Annotated in this window: 25 protein-coding genes and 1 riboswitch; of the genes, 19 read left to right on the top strand and 6 right to left on the bottom strand. The window is 33.9% G+C overall.

Annotation, left to right across the window (positions count from 1 at the left end):
- The first annotated feature begins 22 nt into the window (after positions 1-22).
- Positions 23-274 (top strand): hypothetical protein, encoded by a 252-nt coding sequence (locus tag ACZZZT_RS16815; RefSeq protein ID WP_463461240.1) that lies wholly within the window; start codon positions 23-25, stop codon positions 272-274.
- Between the two features lie 393 nt (positions 275-667).
- Positions 668-1,192, top strand: coding sequence for a hypothetical protein (locus tag ACZZZT_RS16810; RefSeq protein WP_463461239.1), 525 nt, complete (start codon positions 668-670; stop codon positions 1,190-1,192).
- A gap of 38 nt (positions 1,193-1,230) precedes the next feature.
- On the opposite strand, the gene ACZZZT_RS16805 is transcribed toward ACZZZT_RS16810, so the two are convergent.
- From ACZZZT_RS16805 to ACZZZT_RS16780, 6 genes are all read right to left on the bottom strand, one after another.
- On the bottom strand, positions 1,231-1,794 hold the full coding sequence (locus ACZZZT_RS16805; protein ID WP_463461238.1) for a tetratricopeptide repeat protein: 564 nt from the start codon (positions 1,792-1,794) through the stop codon (positions 1,231-1,233).
- 222 nt (positions 1,795-2,016) lie between these two features.
- Positions 2,017-2,862, bottom strand: coding sequence for a helix-turn-helix domain-containing protein (locus ACZZZT_RS16800; RefSeq protein WP_463461237.1), 846 nt, complete (start codon positions 2,860-2,862; stop codon positions 2,017-2,019).
- Between the two features lie 140 nt (positions 2,863-3,002).
- Complete coding sequence (locus tag ACZZZT_RS16795) at positions 3,003-3,998, bottom strand: SDR family NAD(P)-dependent oxidoreductase (RefSeq protein WP_463461236.1); 996 nt, start codon at positions 3,996-3,998, stop codon at positions 3,003-3,005.
- A gap of 170 nt (positions 3,999-4,168) precedes the next feature.
- Positions 4,169-4,567 (bottom strand): phytanoyl-CoA dioxygenase family protein, encoded by a 399-nt coding sequence (locus ACZZZT_RS16790; RefSeq protein WP_463462453.1) that lies wholly within the window; start codon positions 4,565-4,567, stop codon positions 4,169-4,171.
- Complete coding sequence (locus ACZZZT_RS16785; RefSeq protein WP_463461235.1) at positions 4,564-5,085, bottom strand: phytanoyl-CoA dioxygenase family protein; 522 nt, start codon at positions 5,083-5,085, stop codon at positions 4,564-4,566. Before ACZZZT_RS16785 ends, ACZZZT_RS16790 begins: the two co-directional genes overlap by 4 nt.
- Positions 5,086-5,198: 113 nt before the next feature.
- Positions 5,199-5,633, bottom strand: coding sequence for a hypothetical protein (locus ACZZZT_RS16780; protein WP_463461234.1), 435 nt, complete (start codon positions 5,631-5,633; stop codon positions 5,199-5,201).
- Positions 5,634-5,794: 161 nt separating this feature from the next.
- Between ACZZZT_RS16780 and ACZZZT_RS16775 the strand changes: the two genes are divergently transcribed.
- The 17 genes from ACZZZT_RS16775 to ACZZZT_RS16695 all read left to right on the top strand — a co-directional run bounded on the left by ACZZZT_RS16775 (position 5,795) and on the right by ACZZZT_RS16695 (position 21,613).
- Entirely contained in the window at positions 5,795-6,025 is a 231-nt protein-coding gene (locus tag ACZZZT_RS16775) for a hypothetical protein (protein ID WP_073393992.1), read from the top strand.
- 304 nt (positions 6,026-6,329) lie between these two features.
- Positions 6,330-6,767 (top strand): Crp/Fnr family transcriptional regulator, encoded by a 438-nt coding sequence (locus ACZZZT_RS16770; RefSeq protein ID WP_463461233.1) that lies wholly within the window; start codon positions 6,330-6,332, stop codon positions 6,765-6,767.
- Positions 6,768-6,797: 30 nt separating this feature from the next.
- Complete coding sequence (locus ACZZZT_RS16765) at positions 6,798-7,388, top strand: Crp/Fnr family transcriptional regulator (RefSeq protein WP_463461232.1); 591 nt, start codon at positions 6,798-6,800, stop codon at positions 7,386-7,388.
- 75 nt (positions 7,389-7,463) lie between these two features.
- Positions 7,464-8,051, top strand: coding sequence for an NAD(P)H-dependent oxidoreductase (locus tag ACZZZT_RS16760; RefSeq protein WP_463461231.1), 588 nt, complete (start codon positions 7,464-7,466; stop codon positions 8,049-8,051).
- Positions 8,052-8,077: 26 nt separating this feature from the next.
- The gene (locus ACZZZT_RS16755; protein ID WP_463461230.1) at positions 8,078-8,215 is read left to right on the top strand and encodes a hypothetical protein; all 138 of its coding nucleotides are present in this window, start codon (positions 8,078-8,080) and stop codon (positions 8,213-8,215) included.
- Positions 8,216-8,449: 234 nt separating this feature from the next.
- Positions 8,450-9,214, top strand: coding sequence for a putative quinol monooxygenase (locus ACZZZT_RS16750; RefSeq protein WP_463461229.1), 765 nt, complete (start codon positions 8,450-8,452; stop codon positions 9,212-9,214).
- A gap of 41 nt (positions 9,215-9,255) precedes the next feature.
- Positions 9,256-9,486, top strand: coding sequence for a hypothetical protein (locus tag ACZZZT_RS16745; protein WP_463461228.1), 231 nt, complete (start codon positions 9,256-9,258; stop codon positions 9,484-9,486).
- 28 nt (positions 9,487-9,514) lie between these two features.
- Positions 9,515-10,078, top strand: a complete 564-nt coding sequence (locus ACZZZT_RS16740) for a DJ-1/PfpI/YhbO family deglycase/protease (RefSeq protein ID WP_042563485.1) — start codon at positions 9,515-9,517, stop codon at positions 10,076-10,078.
- Between the two features lie 91 nt (positions 10,079-10,169).
- Positions 10,170-11,279, top strand: a complete 1,110-nt coding sequence (locus ACZZZT_RS16735; RefSeq protein WP_463461227.1) for an alkene reductase — start codon at positions 10,170-10,172, stop codon at positions 11,277-11,279.
- Positions 11,280-11,504: 225 nt separating this feature from the next.
- The gene (locus ACZZZT_RS16730) at positions 11,505-12,560 is read left to right on the top strand and encodes an adenylate/guanylate cyclase domain-containing protein (RefSeq protein ID WP_463461226.1); all 1,056 of its coding nucleotides are present in this window, start codon (positions 11,505-11,507) and stop codon (positions 12,558-12,560) included.
- A gap of 47 nt (positions 12,561-12,607) precedes the next feature.
- Positions 12,608-13,255, top strand: coding sequence for an NAD(P)H-binding protein (locus ACZZZT_RS16725; RefSeq protein WP_463461225.1), 648 nt, complete (start codon positions 12,608-12,610; stop codon positions 13,253-13,255).
- 50 nt (positions 13,256-13,305) lie between these two features.
- Positions 13,306-13,505: riboswitch (cobalamin riboswitch) on the top strand.
- Between the two features lie 115 nt (positions 13,506-13,620).
- Positions 13,621-15,666 (top strand): TonB-dependent receptor, encoded by a 2,046-nt coding sequence (locus tag ACZZZT_RS16720; RefSeq protein WP_463461224.1) that lies wholly within the window; start codon positions 13,621-13,623, stop codon positions 15,664-15,666.
- Positions 15,663-16,808 (top strand): DUF5074 domain-containing protein, encoded by a 1,146-nt coding sequence (locus tag ACZZZT_RS16715; protein WP_463461223.1) that lies wholly within the window; start codon positions 15,663-15,665, stop codon positions 16,806-16,808. The genes ACZZZT_RS16720 and ACZZZT_RS16715 overlap by 4 nt, the downstream gene beginning before the upstream one ends.
- Before the next feature lie 159 nt (positions 16,809-16,967).
- On the top strand, positions 16,968-18,101 hold the full coding sequence (locus ACZZZT_RS16710) for a PKD domain-containing protein (RefSeq protein WP_463461222.1): 1,134 nt from the start codon (positions 16,968-16,970) through the stop codon (positions 18,099-18,101).
- Positions 18,102-18,167: 66 nt separating this feature from the next.
- The gene (locus ACZZZT_RS16705; RefSeq protein ID WP_463461221.1) at positions 18,168-18,485 is read left to right on the top strand and encodes a PKD domain-containing protein; all 318 of its coding nucleotides are present in this window, start codon (positions 18,168-18,170) and stop codon (positions 18,483-18,485) included.
- 71 nt (positions 18,486-18,556) lie between these two features.
- Positions 18,557-20,605: a hypothetical protein gene (locus ACZZZT_RS16700; RefSeq protein ID WP_463461220.1), complete on the top strand. Its 2,049-nt coding sequence runs from the start codon at positions 18,557-18,559 to the stop codon at positions 20,603-20,605.
- A 63-nt stretch (positions 20,606-20,668) separates the two neighbouring features.
- On the top strand, positions 20,669-21,613 hold the full coding sequence (locus tag ACZZZT_RS16695) for a DUF4465 domain-containing protein (RefSeq protein ID WP_463461219.1): 945 nt from the start codon (positions 20,669-20,671) through the stop codon (positions 21,611-21,613).
- Positions 21,614-21,668 lie beyond the last annotated feature (55 nt).

Below are 21,668 nucleotides of genomic sequence, written 5' to 3'. Positions count from 1 at the left end.
CCATTCAATATCCAGAATTACTATGCAAGGAATAAGTTCTGCAGAACATCGAATTTTATTGGCCGCATTCCGTAAATTTGAGTACATGTCAAAAATTGCCGGCGACAAAATAGGAGAGACAGAAGATGCAAAAACAAGAAAGGCAATGGAAGAACTTGACTTGCTTTATGACAAGTTCCAAATCTTATTTGGCGAATTGGAGAAATGCACCAGAGATTATGAACTCAAAAAAAATCTACACGAAGCATTATCAACAAAAGTATCCGAAAATTAATGCCGGCGATGCAAAACGAAAATGATACGATCAATTAATTGAATAACCATTTAAAATTTTTAAGTGGTTTTTGTCTTTTTAACCTTTTTCAAGATTACCTCTTATTTTTATTCAAAATTTATTTATATCATAATATAAATGTTATAATATTTTTTATGTCTCTTTTAATTTTGATTGCTTTTAAAGTCAAAAAAGAAGTTTGTAATAAAATATAAATACTCAGATTATCAATTATTTAAGGTTTTCAATGTTAAGCTTTCACTCAAACTAAAAGCTTAACATTGGACAATGTGTATTAACAGTATATTTGTTAATAATTTGATAACATTAAAATAAAGTAAAAATAACTTTAATGCTAAAAAACACGTAAAATCCTAAAATAATACATGCCGCATGAAAGAAAAAGACATTACAAACACTCAGGACCAAACAGAAAATAGCAATTTGATTACTACTGATGAAAACACAACCAATGTTGAAGCAGGAAATGAAATAATTGCTGAAGAAACTGAAACTAAACCAGCAAATACAAAAAAGAAACCCGCTGCTAAAGTTGTTAAAACACCAACAGTTACAACATCAGAAACAGCAGAACAAAATGAAGAAGCAGTTTCTACTGAAGTTTCAACAGAAACTGAGGAAATTGTTTCAGAAGAGGGAGATAAATCTAATACTAAAAAGAAGAATAAAAAGATGAAAGAAAAGGAAAAAGAAAAAGAGAAAAAGAAAAAACAAGTAGCTAAGAAAAAAGAAAAAGCGAAACTGGATAAAAAGAAAGACAAAGCTAAAAAAGCAAAACAAAAAGCTAAAGCGAAAAAGAAAGCTAAAGCGAAAAAAGCAAAAGATAAAGCAAAAGCGAAAAAAATTGCTAAAAAGAAAGCTAAAAAATCGAAGTCAAAATCGAAAAAGAAAAAATAAAAAATAAGCCCTGAATTTCAGGGCTTATTTTTTTATAGCTATTTCACAGCTGCATTTTTTAACTTTACCTGTTTGATAAGATGTAATGAATCTGTAATAAGTGATTTAATTTCCAAAGAAGGAATTTTGGCAATTTCAGCAGCATTTTTTGTTAGTCCGTCAATGCTCATCTTAGCAAATAAAAGATCACTTTCAAACGATCTTAATATCGAATTTTCTAAAATTGTATTCTTTTTATAGTAGTAAATGGCATTATGTAGATCTTCAATTTGTCCGGTAAAATCAAAAATAGCTTTTTTAGAAACCGCGCGACTATAATAGCTTGAAAAGTCCAGAGGATTCGCTTCAATTGCTTTGTCAAAATCTTCGATCGCATTGTAATGATAATCCATTTTTTGCAGACAATTTGCTTTTAATTTGTAAGCTTCGTGATAAGAACCTGAGCTAATAGCATTGTCTAAATGAATGATAGCTTCTTGAAACTGGTTTGCGGCATAAAGTTCTTTTCCTTTTTCAAAATGAACAGATTCTTCGCCGGCAGTAATAGATTTTGAAAATTTTCCTCTAATTTTTTCGAGCGTTAAATTGTTGAACCACTTCATATTTTTTGGTTTTTGGTTGGTCATAATTGTAATAGCAAGGAAACGATTTATAAAATTGGGGAGGATTTAAAGATAATTAAAATTTGGAATATTTAGAGTTTATTGTTCAGATAAAATATAATATTTTGAAAAAAAAACGATTATAAAGTATTGTTAAACATTGTTTTAGAATATAATAGTCGCGCGATCTACTGCTATGAAAGAGATAAGCGAAAATTTGTTTTACACAATCAAATCTCCATTTTTAGTCAATACATCCAGGTTGGCAGTAACTAATTCTGTGGCAGTATAACCAAATTGTTTTTTGAAGGCAAAAGAAAAATGAGAAAGGTTTTCAAAGCCAACTTCATAGCAAACATCTATGGCTTTTTTCTTGTTTTTTGTTAGCTCATAATGTGCTAATTCTAATCTTTTTGCAGTAAGCCATTTTTGAGGAGTAGTATTAAAGTATTTTCTAAAATCTCTATTAAATGTCGATAAACTGCGGCCGGTTAAATATCCTAAACGGTCTAATGGCATATTAAACATAAAATTGCGTTCCATAAAATGTACTAAATCAATTTTTCCGGGTTCCTCAAAATTTGCGAGAATATTATCTATTTCCTTATCAATAGTTCTCAAAATAGTGATCGCTTCGGTTATTTTGAGTGAAGCAATATCTTCCGGAAGTTCTGTCATATCAAAATACGGAATCAATGAAGTAAGACAGCTTTCTAATAAGGGATGATTATTATAATAGTTTATTTTTGGAGAGATTGAAGTTTTGGGCTTAATATCGAGATTTGCATAAAAATCTTTAAGTCTGGCAGTAGTTAAATGCATTACCACCGTTTTGTGCGGCTCACCATCTTTTGGATAATTGATAATAGTGGCCAATTGATTTCTGGGAATAAGAAAAATATCTCCTTTTTTAAAAATGTGAATAGTATCTGCCTGAACAATTTTTGTTTCCCCCGAAATAAACCATACCAGCATATGCTGATCAAATATGATATCTGATTTAAAAAACTTGTCTTCATAACAAGAAAGCTTAATATCCGGAGTTATATATTTTGCCTCAAATTCCATTTGTCTGCGATTATTAAGTTTTATAAAAATGTAAGAGACTAAATAAATAGTTATTTGGAAAACACATACACCAAATTTATTAAAATTATATTTGTAATAATGTTGCCGCCAGTAAAGCCGACAACATTATTTTAATTTCATTAGCTAACCTTGAATGTAATTCCACTCATTTTTTCACTAAGTATCCATAAACGTTTGGCATTATCTTCATCCAGCGAATATAGTTTTACACCAGATGATATTGCCGTTTCGGTTGCTATTGGAGCGACCTCTACATCTTCGCAGTAAACACCTCCAACAGTATCAAGAAGAGCAGTTGTGGCACACCAGACAGTCGTTGCGGCACCTTGTGGAATCGTTTTTAAGTTGGCTAAAATCTCCGGCAAAATAGCACCATTTGCATCACAGAAACCCATTTTTTGAAATAATTCTAATGATGCTTCTCTGCCAAGTTCAGTTCCATTAATAGATCCCGGGTGAAGAGAATAAGACCTTACGCCAAATTCTTTACCACGAGTATCCAACTCAAGAGCAAATAAATTGCAGGCTGTTTTTGATTGTCCGTATGCCTGTAAAGTTTCATATTCCCTGTGTAGAAAATTAGGATCATCAAAATTAAAAGGAGCAAATTGATGTCCTTGCGATGATACATTTATTACCCGTGCAGAATTTGCTTTTTTTAATGCAGGCCACAATCTCGCTGTAAGCTGAAACTGAGCTAAATAATTTGTAGCCAATTGCGATTCGATACCACGATTGTCTCTTCGAAAAGGAACCCACATAATGCCTGCATTATTAATAAGTAAATGCAAAGGTCTTTCTGACTGCAAAAACTTTTGTGCAAATGCATCTATAGAATCAGGGTTCATTAAATCCATTTCTGCCAATTCTATATTGGGTATATTCTGTAAATTCTTTTTTGCTTTTTCAATATCTCTGGCAGGAACTATTACTGTTGCTCCGGCAAAGGCAAGAGTTTTGGCAGTTTCTAAACCAATGCCTGTATTTCCGCCGGTTACAATAGCAATTTTGCCTGTAAGATCAATTCCTTTTATTACATCATTTGTTGTTGATTGTGCATTAAATCCAGAACCAACCGGATTTTGCATTGCTCCCTGATAATTATTACTTTCCATTTCTTATAATATTTAGTTGATTATTATAAGGCAAAGTTATCGGTAAGTTAAAGCAATGAGTTTGTTCAAAATGTCATTTTACTTTGTTTAAAATGTCATTTTGTTTTTTAATTAAAAGATGTAGTTTGTTATTCTTTATTTGTGCGGAAATAAGTAAACTTTTGAAATAGCTACAGCCATTCTCCATAAGTATCATAATCATCTTGTAAATACGTTAGATACTGAACCATTCTTGGGTTTTCTCCCTTGTTTGGCGTTGCACAATGTGGCAGCGCATTATTCCAGATTATAAAATCACCAGCCTCGCCAATTATCGGTTCAGCTTTTAAGGTTAAAGCTTTTTCTCTTGGATTTTCATTTGGCAGGAGATCATTTAGCCAATCATTTATAATATTATGAAATCCCGGAACACAATGAAAAGCACCATCATTAATACCGCAATCACTAAGATAGAGTAGTCCCTGCAATCCAAATTTTATGGGCTGTTTTAAGCTGGTATCCCAATGAAGCGGACTTCCTAAAAAACGAAAATCTTCGGTTTCGGGAGGATTAAAACTTACTTTATCTATCGTTTTGTATATTTTGGTTGTCTTATAAAGCTGCTCATAAGCTTTTTTATTCTTGGAGAAAATCTGTTTTTGTTTAAAGTTTCATGATTCGAAAAATTAAGCATTAATCCTTTTTGATCCTCATGTCTTTTATACCAGCTTTGTTTATCATTGGGATCCATTTTTAAGAAATCCCAAATAGCTTGTTGGGTATCTTTACAATCTTGTTTTGAAATAGCATTTTTTACAATCACATAACCATTTTTATTCCAAAATTGAAGATCTTGTTCTGAAAGCACTTTATCTTCAAAATCTTCAATATTAGTATTTTCATTTTTTAACCTATTCGTAACCCAGATTCTAAAGGTTTCAAAATCAGGTTTTTCAAAATACAAAAACTGCAAAACATCTTCTATACTAATACCCAATTGATATAAAGTTTTAATTTCACTGTCCCAGGTTTGGGCAGTGTTTGCAGAAGTATGGCCGGAGGGATGCAAAGTACGTTCCCATAATTTTTCAAGAATAGTCCAGGGCATGGTTTTTTGGTGGTTTATGTTTTGAAGTTTGGTTGTTTAATTTTTAGTAATTTCAAAAATAAGCTATTTGATGCTTTTGATCTAAAGTAAAAATACCTGTTTTGATCTACAGTCTATTTACTTTTTTGCTTTTCTAGTTTCAGTTCAATAAAGTCATTCCAGTTTCCATCTTGAGTCTGAGCGTACCAATTACCTGTTATTAAAGTGCTTTGATCATTAATGTTTCCTGTAAACTTCAAATTTTTTCCTTCGATATTAAATTCATTTTTTACTAACGAACTTGTCATTATTCCATCTTCACCTTTTGAATCAAAATATTGTGTTTTAGCCTTATCCATTGAGTTTTGTAACTTAAAGATTTCAAATGTTTCACTAATATCGTTCCCCATTTTTACTTTTGCTTTATGCAAAATATAATTTCCATCAAGTATTAATTCGTAACTGTCAATACCGTTTAATTCCAGATTTTCATGACCTGATTTTATATTTCCACTGGTTTTCCATATACCAACAAGTCTTTTAAAATTGCTATTTTCTATCTTATCCATTTTTATTTCTTTTTACTATTACCAATTTACATAATTAAATAAAATATGTAATATGTTGATTTGTATTTAATTGTGTAACAAAAAGTTAAAATATTGAAACAAATAAAACTTACATCTAAGTAAATTTGAGAAAGCTTTATATAAATTTAAAAAATTACATTATGAAAACTATATTCAAATTCAAATTATTAGTGTTTGTTCTTTTAATGGCACTCACTTTTTCTTGTAAAACAAATTCTGCTTCAGGAACTTCTACAACAACAGATTCTGATGCTATAAAAGCAGGAGACAGCACATCATTAAATTCCGGAACAAGAGGCACAACTCGAAGCAATGAAGGTAATGAAGACGGAGATCCAGCTCCGGGAGACAGAGAAACCCCTAAAAAATAGCATTTTTTGCTAATTGAAACAAAACAGATTTAAGTTTTATAAAAAACTCCATTTAGTATGGAGTTTTTTTATTTTGAAAATTTCTTAATTCATTTTAATTTTTAAAAGTAATGGCTGTATGTCTACATAGTTATAAGCTAATTTTCTTTATTTTTGTTAAGGAACTTATCAAAATTATGGAGCATTTACGTAAACATATAGAAGCAATAACACCAATTACCGATGAAGAATTTGAATATATCAAATCTTTTTTTCTGTAAAAAAAGTACGTAAACACCAATATTTAATTCATGAAGGAGATGAGGTGAAATATGATTTTTTAGCCATATCCGGTATCTATAAAGTTTTTTATCTGGATAATCAGGGCAAGGAATATATTGTTCAGTTTGCTCAGGAAAACTGGTGGATGTCTGATTATTATGCTTTTTTTAAACAGCAAAAAGCAGAAATGTACATTGAATGTCTTGAAGAAGGCGAAGTGATTTGTTTAACACTCGACTCAAGAGAAAAATTAGCAGCTGATCTTCATCAGATGGAACATTTTTTCAGAATAAAACTCACCAATGGATATGTTGCTTTACAACAAAGAATTAAATTGCTTTTATCCAGTAATCCGCAACAGCGTTATGAAGAGTTTGCCAAATCATATCCAAGTCTGTTGCAAAAAATCCCAAAAAAATTAATTGCTGAATATCTGGGAGTAAGCCGCGAAACATTAAGTCGATTATACCAACATTCGTAGATAATTTTTTGATCTAAAATAAATCATCAAATGGAATCAGGAGCAGAAATACTTTTAAAATCAGTTAAGGAAATTTGTCCTGATATTACTGATGATGAGCTTTTTCTGTTTGCTTCAAAACTTACAATTGAAGAATTAAATAAAAAAGATTTTTTTGTTCCTATCAACAAAGTTCAAAAAGCAATTGGTTTTATTGCCAATGGCTTAGTGCGCTCTTCTTTTATCGACAATGATGGAAATGAAATCACCGTAGGTTTTTATGCCAAAGGTGATTACGCAACGCATTATCCTGCTTTTATAACACAACAGCCAAGTAAATATTCGATTCAATGCTTAGAACCAACCACTATGGTCTGCATTTCATATGAAAATTTGCAATGGATCTATGAAAACTTATCGGGCTTTGAAAAATATGGAAGATTAGTTGCCGAAGAAATTTTAAAACGTCAGCAGGCTCGTATTGAAAGTTTCATATTTCAAACTGCCGAAGAGCGTTATCTCGATTTTATAAAATGCCATTCAGATTTGTTTAACAGAATATCCGTATCTCATCTTTGCAGTTTTTTGGGAATTGAAAGACAGTCACTTACAAGAATTCGTCAAAAATTAGCCCATAAATAGTTTTTGACACATTTGTGTCAGGAGTACCTTTTGATTATTTAAAATCTTTGCAGTGTCAAATTAAATGAAACTGCAATGAAAACGAATATCTTACTTATACTAGGGCATCCTTCTGAAAATTCTTTTTGTAATGCATTATTAGACGCTTACAGAAAAGGAGTAGAAACTACAGGAGCAAACTGTAAAACGATTTATATCTCTAAATTAAATTTTGATGTAAATCTTTCTGACGGATATAAAAACGGAGAAACTTTAGAACTCGAAAAAGATTTAATCCAATCACAGGAACTTATCTTGTGGGCAGATCACGTTGTTTTGTCTTATCCAAACTGGTGGGGTTTCATGCCCGCTATTACCAAAGGATTTATAGACAGAATTCTACTTCCGGACTTCGCATTCAAACATCACTCAGGAAAAATATTTCCCGAAAAACTCTTAAAAGGAAAAAGCTTAAGACTCCTCGTTACGATGGACACACCAAAATGGTGGTTTTACCTCATTTATCGTGCATCACAATATCAAATTCTCAAAGACATTGTTTTTGGCTACGTGGGATTTGATCCTGTCAAATTTTCAACTTTTGGTTTTATGAGAAAATCAACAGAAAACCAAAGAAATAAGTGGTTGAAAAAAGTAGAACAATTAGGAAAAAAGCTTAAATAAAATAATCAACTATTAAATTAAACATCATGAAAAATTTAGCAAACGGGCACACAGTTGCTCAAATCAATCCAACAAAAGGTTTTAGAATTCACTTATTGGTATTTGTATTAACGATTCCGATCATTTGGGCAATATGGTTTTTTACAAACAGAACTTATTTATAGCCATTATGGCAAACTTCAGCATGGGCTGTGGGTTTACTGTTTCATTATTTGGGCGTTTTTATTTTCAAAAAGAAAAATCATTAATCTGAAATTATTGAAAGTGATTTCGATCACACATTTTTAGTGATTTGCCTCATTGGCGCGAGGCTGATTGTGGTAGTAATTTTGGTTTATAATTAAGATCATTATCAGCAAGTAATCTTTAAAAATAATAATCCTTAAACATTTAAAATTATGACAGCAAAAACAAATCTCTCTATTTCTCAAAGAGCGTTAGTAATTTTTACAACGTTGTTTATGTTAGCAAGTGCGTTTGCAAGCGCACAAACTTCAACTAAACCTGAAGAAAGTGTTATAGTGGCTAAAATTACTCGTTACGAGGTAAAGAAGGAATATCTGCAAAAATTTGAAAAAGCTATAAGAGACTATGTTCTAAAATCGCTTTCAGATGATAGTAATATTATGGCAGAAGCTTATTTTGAACAAGATAATCAATCAGTTATTTGGTTATTCGAGCGTTGGACAAATCAAAACAAACTGAATAAATTCAGGAAAAATTCAGAGTCAAAAGCAGTAATACAATTAGAAAACTCTGCATTAGCAAAGCCTGAAAAGGTAATCAGCGTAAAAGATTTAGAACCTATTTCTAAGCAAGAATGGCGAAGAGCCAGCAAAGCAGAAGATAAGCAATTAACCATTATGCTTTTTGTGGATGCAAAGGCAGGCACAGAGGAAAACTTCAAAGCTGTTTATCACATTGCAATGCCAGAATTTCGAAGCGAACCGGGCGTAGTAACTTATCAGTTATCTCAGTTAGATAATGATAAAACCCAGTTTGTGACTTTTGAAAAATTTAGAAGTAATGAAGCTTTTCAGTATCATCTCAATTTTCCGCCCATTCAACCTGTACTTGATTATCTCAATACGAGTATAAAAAAGCAGCCTTTTCAGGACGGAATTCACAACCTTATCGAATTTGCACCGCTTATTCGTGAATAACAATTTTAAACAGAACAAGTAACAATTAAATCTAAAGAAAAATGAAAACAAGTAAACAAATCATTGTAGCAAGTATAGTAAGTCTATTTGCACTATCAAACGCAGAAGCTCAGGTAACAGTAAAAACTAAAGAAATGAAAACAAATTATTCTAATGAGTTAGAAGTTGTAAATCAATTATCTACTCAATCGGCAGTGGTAAATATGCCCGTAACAAAATTATTGAATGCACCAGGAAACGAAGCCTTAAAAGCTTTCTTTTTACTCCTGTAAAAGACAAAACGGTTCTTAAAGGAAAAAAATAGCTGTTCTTGTAGCAGACGGTTTTGAGGAAATTGAATTGACAGGTCCAGTTTGGTATTTTAAAGAATTGGGAGCAGAGGTAGAGATTATTTCTCCAAAATTCAATCCGGCTCCTGAAAGATACGGGCTTGCATTTCCTGAAATGTCAAAAACACATGTAATGGCTATTCAGTACTTACAGCCAGTGGGCTGGATAAAATTTGACCGCACGGCAGATCAGATTAAAGTAAGTGATTATGATGCTGTATTTATTCCCGGTGGAGCCTGGAATCCGGATAATCTTCGCTATGATAAAGATGTGATAAAATTTATTCAGGATTTTAATAAATCAGGAAAATTAATTGCAGCTATTTGTCACGCTCCGGTAGTATTGGCATCTGCTGATATTTTGAAAGGAAGAAAATTAACAGGTTACTGGAACATTCAGTCAGATTTAAAAAATGCGGGCGGAATCGTTTTAGAAGAAACCGTTGTAACTGACGGAAACATTATCACAAGCAGACATCCTATTGATGTAGCAGATTTTTCAAGAGCTGTTGAAAGCTGGTTGATTAAAAAATAATTTCAAGAGATTTGATAGTGAAGAAACAGCTTTTTCTTCACTATCAAATCATTAAAAAAATACAATAATAGATTTCAAATTAAAATTGAATATGAAAACAGATATATTTAAGCCGGCACAGATTGGCTCTTTAGAATTAAAAAATCGTATTGCAATGGCACCAATGACAAGAGCAAGAAATGAAGATGGTATTCCCAACGAAAATAATGTTCTCTACTACAAGCAACGCGCAGGAGCAGGATTGATTGTAACAGAAGGAACAGCAATTTCTGCAACAGCAAAAGGAGTACTTTACATTCCGGGATTGTATACACCACAACAAATTGAAGGCTGGAAAAAAGTAACCAATGCGGTACATAAAAAAGGAAGCATTATATTTTCTCAATTGTGGCACGTGGGCAGGGTTTCTCACACTTCAAATCAACCAAACGGAATCGCGCCCGTTGGTCCATCAGATATTCAGGCAAAAAATACTTCGGCCTGGGGATATAACGAAAATGGTATTGAAGGTTTTGTAGCAGCATCAAAGCCCAAAGCACTTTCGTCAAACGAAGTAAAAGATGTTGTAAACGATTTTGTAAATGCTGCAAAAAATGCAGTTGAAGCAGGATTTGATGGTGTAGAAATTCATGGCGCAAATGGTTATTTGGTAGAGCAATTTTTAAATCCTTTTGTAAACAACCGCACAGATGAATATGGAGGAAGCATTGAAAATCGTTCCAGATTTTTATTAGAAATTATTGATGCCACTATCAAAGCTATTGGAAATGAAAAGACAGGCATCAGATTAACGCCATACGGAGGTTTGGGAGATTTGCCTCATTATGATGAAATAGAAGCAACGTATCAATATTTAGCCAAAGAATTAAAGAAAAGAAATATAGTTTACATCCATTTAATGGATCAGCAATCTAAAGGAAGCCATGCATTGCCAGAGGGTTTTATAGAGCGTTTTCGTTCCTGGTATGATGGTTTAATTATTCTTGCCGGCGGAATGACCAGAGAAAAATCTGAGGAGCTTATCGATGCGGGAACAATTGATATTGCGGGATTTGGAGAACCGTTTATCTCTAATCCGGATTTAGTAGAACGTTTGGAAAACAACTGGGAATTAACGCCGCCAAATCGTGATTTGCATTATGGATTAGGAAATCACGGTTATATAGATTGGAAAACTTATAAAGAGCCGGCAACAATTTAAATCTGAATAAAAGCGGTAACAGAGACAGTTTTGTTACCGTTTATTAACGTTGAAATTTGCTTTATTTAGGTTTGAAATTTAATCCGGATATTGTTATTGATTAATTTTTTAAACTTAACATTCTGTATTACTTTTGATTAGAATAGTATTTTTTATTTATGAAGAAGTTTAAAATTTCTAAAAGATAAAGGAAAAGTGCCTTGAAATTCATCAATATCTAGTTATATGGAATTGCCTAAGATACCTTTTTATGAAAAATACAGTCTCATTTTTAAAGCAATTGTTGCTGGTGGAGCAATGGGTTTGCTTTATACCGCAGTTAGTAATGCCGGAGCAGATTATCAATATCTAAAACTTTTGCCCGGTACCATTATTGGAATTTCTATTGGTTTTATTGTAATTATTTTTGAGAAGACACTTACTCATCTAAATAACTATTCCTTTTTGGGAAGTATGATTTTAAAAGCACTTATTTATAGTTTCTGTATACTATTGTTTTTGCTTTTTTTCGTGATTGTTTTTGCAGAGATTTTGGGTCATCTTACCTATCAGGAAGCTTTAAGTAAATACATTAATAATCGTCTTTTTGAAGATTTTATCTTTTCGCTTGGTGCATCAATTTTCCTGATTTTGTTTTTAGAAATTAGCAGTTTGTTAAGCAACCGATTTTTTTCTAATTATTTTACAGGTCGATATCATCGTCCGATGCAGGAAGAGCGAATTTTTATGTTTGTCGATGTCAAATCATCCACCACAATGGCAGAAGAGTTGGGAGATATTCTGTATAGCAAATTACTTCAGGATTTGTTCAACGATTTTACCGATGCCATTTTGGCTTCACGTGCAGAGGTTTATCAATATGCCGGAGACGAAATTATTCTGACCTGGAAAACAGCAACGGGTTTAAAAGACCAGCGGTGTTTGTATTGCTTTTATCTTCTTAAACAATGTATTAAAAACAGAAATGAATATTATTTAAAAACTTATAATAGGATTCCGAAGTTTAAGGCCGGAATGCACATTGGAAATGCTGTAACAACCTGGGTAGGAAAAGTAAAAAAAGAAATTGTTTATCATGGAGATCTTCTTAATACAACGTCAAGAATTCAATGCAAATGCAATGATTTTAATCATGATTTTGTTATTTCTGAGGCCATAAAAGAAGCTCTGCCAAAAGATTTACCTGTAACTTATATGCATCAGGGAGAAATACTTTTAAGGGGAAAGGCGCAACCAATGAAACTTTATACTGTTGATTTTAGTATTGACGAAATTTATTAGTCTGCCTTAATATTGTATTAGAAATTATTATTTAAAAAATTAAAATTATGAAAGCATTAGTTATTGGTGCAACAGGCTCAACGGGAGAATTTCTGGTTGATGAACTTTTGGCAGATAAAAATTACGAATCTGTTACCATTTTTGTAAGAAGAGCAACAGGTAAAAAGCATCCAAAACTCGTAGAAGAAATTGTTGATTTCTCCAACATAGACAATTATAAAGATTTGATTGTAGGCGATGTCATTTTTTCGTGTTTAGGAACGACGCTCAAAGCAGCAGGATCAAAGGAAAATCAAAAGAAAATAGATTTTGATATTCCTGCAACATTTGCAAAATTAGCCAGAGAAAATGGCGTTTCCTCTTTTGTTTTGTTATCTGCTTACGGAGCTACTTCAAAGAGTAAAGTTTTTTATTCGAAGATAAAAGGAGAACTCGAAGACAGCATTGCAGAGCTCAATTTCCAACAGTATATTATTTTTAGGCCAGGATTGCTTTTAAGGGCAAATTCTGATCGTTTTGGAGAATATGCCATGGCAAAAATATTAAAAGCAGTTAACTCAATTGGCTTATTTAAAAAGTTCAAACCCCTGCCAACTGATTTGCTGGCCAAGAAATTAGCAAAGGCACCAACAGTGCTGCCTAAAGGCACTTCAATTATCGAACTTGATAAAATATTCAGTTTTGCCAATATGTAGGACAAAATGTAAATTAATACATTCATACTTATTTTTATAAAGATAGTTATATCTTTGCGCCAGATTTTGGTCTATTTTTCTTAGAAAAAAATAGTTAAAAGGGAATCAGGTGTAAATCCTGAACAGACCCGCTACTGTAAGTTCTGTATAAGTCTTTAAACGTTACCAATGCCATTGTCCCGATCTCGGGATGAGAAGGCTGTTTAAAGATGGAACAAGTCAGGAGACCTGCCACAATCACATAGTTTAAGACTTTCGTGGAATAAAGTTGAACAACAATAAACGGACCTGTCATTTTATGGCGGGATTCTTTCTTATTGCTTTTTTGATTATTACATCCCGAAGTTTATTTAATTAAATAAGTGATGTATAATACAAAAAAAATACTTTTATTCATTGTTCTGTTATCTCCTGTTGTACTTCATTCTCAAGTATCTAATGATAGCTTGCGCGTTTTAAAAGAAGTAATTTTAAAAGGAAAACCCTATCAGGAAGTAATTCCTGTACAAAACCTTTCGGGAGTATTGCTTGAAAATCTCGCCAGTCATAATGTTGCAGATGCACTTCGTTATTTTGCCGGAACTCAAATTAAAGATTATGGCGGTCTTGGCGGACTAAAAACCGTTGATGTACGCAACATGGGTACACATCATGTGGGTGTTTTTTACGATGGGATTCAATTAGGCAATGCCCAAAACGGAGTTACAGATCTGGGAAAATACTCGCTAGACGACATGGAATCCCTAACCATGTATAACGGGCAAAAAAGTGAAATATTTCAGTCTGCAAAAGACTTTGCGGCCGCTTCAACTATTTATTTAAGAACAAAAAGACCTGTTTTTTTAGAGGCTAAAAAAACAAATGTATTAGTGCGTTTCAAAACAATGTCTATCAATTATTTTGATCCGTCTTTTAGATGGGAACAAAAGTTGAGTGACAAAGTTAGCCTGAGTGTAAGTTCTGAATACATAAAATCGAATGGGCAATATAAATTCAGGTACAAAAGAAATAATCTGGACGGAACTGTGGCTTATGACACCACTGCAACCCGACACAACAGCGATATAGAAGCACTAAGATTTGAATCCGGTCTTTATGGAAAAATAAAAAATGGTTCGTGGGATGCAAAAGTATATTATTATGATTCTGACAGAGGAGCTCCCGGCGCTATTGTCGAAAATAAATTCTCAGACGGTTTTAGGCAATACGACAAGAATTTTTTCTCGCAAGGAACATTTATAAAAGACTTTACCAATAAATATAAATTTCAGGCAAAGGCAAAATATGCCTACGATTATACACATTACGTGGCCAGAGATACTACAAATGTGCTTGGTGAAACCGTAACCGAAGGAGCGCAGTCAGACGATAGTTATTACCAGCAGGAATATTACTTCTCGGCCGTAAATATGTACAGTATTTTGCCAACCTGGGATATTTCGCTTTCTACAGATTTTCAATACAACAGATTAAATGCAACCAGAAAAGGAATTAAAACTTTGTTTTCTTATCCACAGCGTTATACAGCATTGTTTTCTCTCGCAAGTTCTTACAGGGTAGGCAAATTTAAAGCTTTAGGAAGCGTTGTTGGTACACACGTGCATGAAGAGGTTCGATACAATGCAAAAGCGCCTGATAAAACAGAGTTTACTCCGGCATTATTTCTCGGATATACACCTTTTGCAGCTTACGATTTTAATCTTAGAGCATTTGCAAAACGCATTTTCAGAATGCCCACTTTTAATGATTTATATTATACAATGGTTGGTTCAAGTACTTTAAGACCTGAATATATGAACCAGTATGATGTTGGGTTTACTTATAATTTACCTGTTAAGGAAAGCTTTTTTGACAAATTTTCTATTCAGGTCGATGGATATTACACCAATACAAAAGACAAAATAATCGCCGCTCCAACAGGAAATTTGTTCCGATGGATGATGACCAACATGGGGCAGGTAAAAGGCCACGGAATAGAATCTGTTATTAATATGGGGATGCATATTAATAAATTGAACCTTGTTGCAAATCTAACTTATACGTATTCTGAAAGTCGCGATTATACCAAATTTGGAGGCTTGGAATTGTCTTCTTACGGCGATCAGATTCCGTACACACCCTGGCATAGCGGGTCTGGAATACTAAATGCCAATTATGAATCGTGGAATTTCAACTATAGTTTTATCTACGTCGGAAAGCGATATAATGGCAATGTAAACAACATCAGAATCAACGAAGTACAGCCTTGGTACACACATGATCTATCGGTACAAAAAGCATTTGCAATTCATAATTACAAATTAAAAGGAACGGTAGAACTCAATAATGCACTCAATCAGCAATATGAAGTGATTTACAATTATCCGATGCCGGGTCGTACACTAAAATTTATAATCAGTATTGAGCTATGAAAAAGATAACCGCAAAATTAGTACTCCCTTTATTTATAGCCCTTGCTTTTGTTTCGTGTAGAGAAGAAGAAACCATTTTTCCATCTTCGGATGTAAGTGTTGCTGCACCCAGAAGTGATGGCAATATAGAAGGTTTTTATCTTCTAAACGAGGGAAATATGGGAATGAACCGGGCAAGTATAGATGTTTTTAATTACAGAACAGGAAACTATACAACCGATATTTACTCAGAACGCAACCCGACAGTCGTAAAAGAATTAGGCGATGTTGGAAATGATATTCAAATTTATGGCAACAAGGTTTACGCGGTAATAAATGTTTCTAATAAAGTAGAAGTCATAGATAAATGGACGGCAAAACGCATCAGGAAAATTGATATTCCCAATTGCCGTTATGTAACTTTTTATAAAGATAAAGCATACGTGAGTTCCTATTCAGGTCCAGTTGCTATTGACCCTAATGCAGAAATTGGTTTTGTTGCCGAAATTGATACCACATCATTAGAAATTAAAAGAAAAGTTACAGTAGGATACCAGCCCGAACAAATGGTGGTGCATAACGGTAAACTTTATGTTGCTAATTCCGGAGGCTATAGAGTTCCTAACTACGACAGAACAGTTTCTGTAATCGATCTTGAAACTTTTACCGAAATAAAGAAAATAGACGTAGGTATTAATCTCTACGGTATGCAAATAGACAGCAGAGGAGATATTTATGTGAGTTCAAGAGGGGATTATTACAATACGCCATCCAATCTTTTTGTAATAGATACCCAGATCGATGAGAAAAAAATGCAGTTGGATCTTCCGGTTTTAGGAATGTGCCTTGTCGACGATTTACTTTATTTCTACAGCGTTCAGTGGAGTTACCTCACCAATAGCAACAAAATTACTTACGGGATATTAGACACCAAAACCAAGAAAATTATTACCGATAAAATTATTACCGATGGCACAGATAAGCAAATCATGATTCCCTATGGACTCCAGGTAAATCCCGAAACCAAAGAAATCTACATCACCGATGCCCAAAATTATGTAGTAACAGGATATATCTACTGTTTTACCCCCGAAGGAAAATTAAAATGGAAAACTACAGCAGGAAATATTCCCGCACATATCGCTTTTATAACCAAAAAATAAAACCAGAAACATGTATTACAGATCTTTAAAACATTTAAAGTTATTACTGCTTTTTTCTTTGCAACAGTAATCTTAACCAATTGTTCTGACAGCGATAACACACAGCCAGATAAAGAACAAGTTGAAAACAATGAATATAATGCATCGCGTTTTGCGATAGTGTCTTTAAGTTCAAAAGTAAGTGTTGGCGCAGATGCTACTTACAGTTGGACGGCAGTAAATGTTTCTTCAGAAAATTACTCTTTGACTAATAATAGCTCAAAAGAAGCATTATTTGCAGCAACAGAAGTTGGGACTTATGAATTTATAGTTACCATCAATGACAAAGGAAATACAAAAACAGAAACAGTTAAGGTTTTTGTAAGTGCAGAAGCTAAAGAATTAAAAAACTACATCGCAAAAGTATTCGAATTTAAACCGGCTCCGGGACAATTTGTCAATGATCTTCCTGTGGCAAATGATGGCGACACGACGGAGAGAATATTAAGCAGAGCCAATTCGTATCTGGCAAAGAAAAACGGAGATCTTATTTCGCTTGGCGCATTTGGCGGTTTTATTGTTTTTGGGTTTGATCACACAATTGTAAACCTTAAAGGAAAGCGTGATTTTAGAGTTCTGGGCAATGCTTTTTGGGCAGATGCCAATCCGAATCTGAATGCAGAATTACGTGGCGGAAGCAGTGAAGCGGGCGTTATTATGGTTTCTTACGACAAAAATAAAAACGGACTTCCGGATGATGAATGGTTTGAAATTGAAGGTGGCGGACATAAAATGGCTAAAACAATTCATAATTATGAATTAACCTATCACAGACCGGATCCAAACAAAACACCTGTTCCGGGAGGCGGAACCGGAACCGTACTTTTTACAGATATGGAATACATTTATTGGACAGATAATCAGGGTAAGAATGGTTATTTGGCACAAAACAATGCTTACAATCATTCATTGGATTATTGGCCGAAATGGCTTAAAGATCAGGAAACAATCACTTTTAAAGGAACGCGATTACCCGATAATGCTGTAGATGAAAGCGGAACCGGAAGTTATTTTGTTCAGTATGCTTTTTTATACGGTTACGCAGATAACGCACCAAATGCCGATGATGATTCAGGAATAGACATTAACTGGGCCATAGATAAAAGCGGAAAGAAAGCAGAACTTCCCGGAATTGACTTCGTAAAAGTTTACAACGGTCTTAACCAACAAGCGGGATGGCTGGGAGAAACTTCAACAGAAATAATGGGTGCAACGGATCTTCATCTTTTAGGAGAAAATATCCCTACACGATAAATCAAACAGTATCAGAACCAAAATTATTATATCAGAAATTATGAAAAAAATGTTACCCATTTTTTATTGCTTGTCTTCGCATTTGCGTTTATCGGATGCAGCAGTGATAACGATAAACCGGATGAAAATGCCAATGTAATTGAAATTACGCTTCAGGAAAAATATGAAATTCCAACATTTACGGTTTTAGATATTGCAGCTTCTGATGCCGGAAGTACTGCTAAATACGAGTGGATCATGACAAAAAATCCTGTTAACCAAGTAACAGATTCTATTGTTGGAAACTCAAAAGATTTAAGATTCACAGCGATTTATGCAGGTTCTTATGAATTTACTCTGAATGTTACAGCGGCAGAAAAAAAGGAAGCAAAACGACAACTGTAACCGTTACAAACGAAACTTCAAATTACAATCCTTACATAACAAGCATTTTTGATTTTGATCCCGCACCAGGCATGTTCGCCAACGATTTGTATAAAGATGGCAATTCTAAAGAAGACGTAATGAAAACGGCTTTGGGCAGAATCAACGAAACCAGTGTAGGTTACCCATTAGATTTGGGAGGTTTTGGAGGTTCTATAATTGTTGGTTTTGACCATACTGTTGTTAATGTGGCAGGAACCGAAGATTTTAGAATATATGGAGGAGATGTATCAAATCCAACATCATCTAAAGCAAATCCGCCGGCACCGGGATTGATTTATGTGGCTTATGATAAAAATAAAAACGGAAAACCCGATGCAGACGAATGGTATGAAATTATTGGAAGCCAGCACTCGAAAGCCAATACAATTAAGAATTTTAAAGTTACCTACCATAAAAAAGCTGCAGGAGAACCTTTGGTAACATCGAGTGCTCTTTTCTTAGATTATGAACATGTTTTTTGCGAAAACAATCAGGAAGAAACCTACTATTTGGCTAGACCAAGAGCTAAAAAGGAATTTTACCCTTTATGGGCAACACAAACTACAGTTACTTATGAAGGCCTGAAACTAGATGTAGATTTTGAAACCGCACGTGCAGGTCAGACTACTTTGTGGAATTCTACTCCTCCGGAATGGGGATATGCAAATGCAATTAACCCGAATATTGATATTGACTGGGCAGTAGATAAAGACGGAAATAAAGCCAATCTTCCGGGAATCAATTTTATTAAAGTAGTTAACTGTGTGAGTGAACCAATGGGACTTTGCCAGCAGCAATCTTCAATGGCGACTGTATTTGCAGGAGCAGGAGACCTTCATATATTAAAAAAATACAATCTAAAAAAGCAAATAAGTAAGACCATGAAAAAGTATTTAAAGTATAGTTTATTTCTAATCGCTTTTGTTTGTTTTTACGCGTGCAGCAATGACGATCCAAAGCCGGAAGAAGTTATTGAAGAACCTGTTAAAGACCCAACAATTACTATAAAATTAGCTTCAGATTTTGCAATAGAACAATATAATGTTACAGAAATAACTCCGGAAGTAGTAATCGAAAATGGTGACGGAAAAACTGCCAAATACCAATGGTCAGTAAAAGTTTCTGATAAAGATGGTGTTGCAAAAGATTCTGTCATCGGCGACAGCAAAACTTTATTATTTATTACACCAAAAGCAGGTGATTATGTGTTAGATCTTACGGTAACAGTAGACAAAATTGTAAAGCAGGCTTCCACTAAAGTTACGGTTTCAGAAACCGGAAAATCATATACAGCAAAAGCATTAACACTTGTAGATTTTTTACCAGCACCAAGCTTTAGTGTAGCGAGTTACACTACAAAAGAAGAAGCTTTTCAGCAAACTCAGGCAACTATAAAAGAAGGCGGTTCTGTTTATTTGGGAACATTTGGAGGATATATTATTACAGCGTTTGACCACACAGTTGTTAACGCTTATGATAAACGTGATTTTACTGTTCAGATGGCAACAGGAACTACTTCGATTAAATATTCTCCCGTAAGTATAGCCGTAGCTTATGATGCAAATAAAAACGGAATTGCTGATGAAAACGAATGGTATGAAATAGCAGGAAGCGAATATTATAAAGCTACAACAGTTAAAAATTACGAATTAACTTATCATAAACCTGATGCCACGGCGAGCCCGGTAACCGGAACAGCAACCTGGCAGTATGATACATCCTATCTTCCGTGGACAGACAACCAAAACGGATCTGGTACAATTACGAAAACCAATAATCGCAGACGAGTTAATTATTATCCGGTATGGGCAGCAGATACTTATACTTTAAAAGGAACAAAAGTAGCTATACCGGTAAAAGATGTAAGTGATGGTGCCGGTACAGCTTATAACGTTGGAACTTTTGAATGGGGTTACGGTGGTATTAAAGATCCATCAATAGACATCAGCTGGGCAGTTGATAAGGATGGAAAAAAAGTGCATTTACCGGGAGTTGATTTTGTAAAAGTATATGTGCCAACATTTACAACATTGGGAGCTGCAGATTTATTAACGAGCGTTTTTCAGGAAGTATCGGATTTAAATTTTCCAAAGAAGTAATTATTAATACTGTTGAATTTGAGATAATTAAGAATGAATATTAATCCATAAATTTTATAAATCATGAAAAAAGTAGTTTATTTTTTGACATTCGGTTTGATGTTGGGATTTTCGTCCTGTAGTAGCGACGATGATGTTTTAGGCAGCGAAAGTAATTCGGCAGTAAAAACGTCATCAAAAACAGCAAAAATCGCTGTTACAGATCCTTCAATAGGAACCACGACGACTCTTAATCTTACTAGTGCTTTATTAAGCAGCGGTATTACAACAACAGGAGGAAAGTACTGGCAAAACACTTATGTTTCTAACACGAACCTAAGTGTAGATATTTTTACATTTTCGCACACTGCGACATCTTCGGGTTATAATTATTGGGATGGTTTTATTGTATCAAATGTAAATGATATTACAAATTATGGCTCTGGTTCAGGTTCGGGCGGATCAGATGGCTGGGTGCCTCATCAATGGGGAACTATGGCAGGAAGCGGTTTTGGAACTTCTTCTTCAACTGCACCGGGAACACCGGGAACTTCGGGAGATCCTTATATTGTAGCTTATTGGTCGAGTTATTTAGATCCTCAAAACCCTGAAGGAAGCACCTTTAGCGAAAGCGGTTTTTCTAACTGGATTAAAATTGGAAATACAGGAATATATACTGTTGAAGGTTTAAAAATCAATATGCATCCATGGCCCTATTACGGCTGTTTGTATGGCGATGGATTTGCTCAGCCTTTTGCTTCCGGAGATCATTTTGAATTATTGATTTATGGTGTTGATGAAAATGGAGTAATTACAAATCCGGTAACTCAGAGTCTGGCAGATTATACAGGATCATCTTTGGTTATGCCTACTGGTTGGATTACTGTTGCAGCCAGCAAACTTCAGGCTTTAGGAGACGTTCAATACCTTGTTTTTCAAATGGCTTCAACAGATTCAGATCCTCTTTACGGAATGAATACAGCGGCTTATTTCTGTTTAGACAAGCTTTCTGTAAAACGTGTAGATTAATTTAAGCAGTTTGTTTTAACAGATTCGTTTTATGATCGGTCTACATTTTTAAGCA

It is taken from the genome of Flavobacterium sp. AC274 (genome assembly GCF_979258275.1).
Note: the sequence above shows the minus strand (reverse complement) of the source record. Positions and strands in the feature narration are given on the sequence as shown.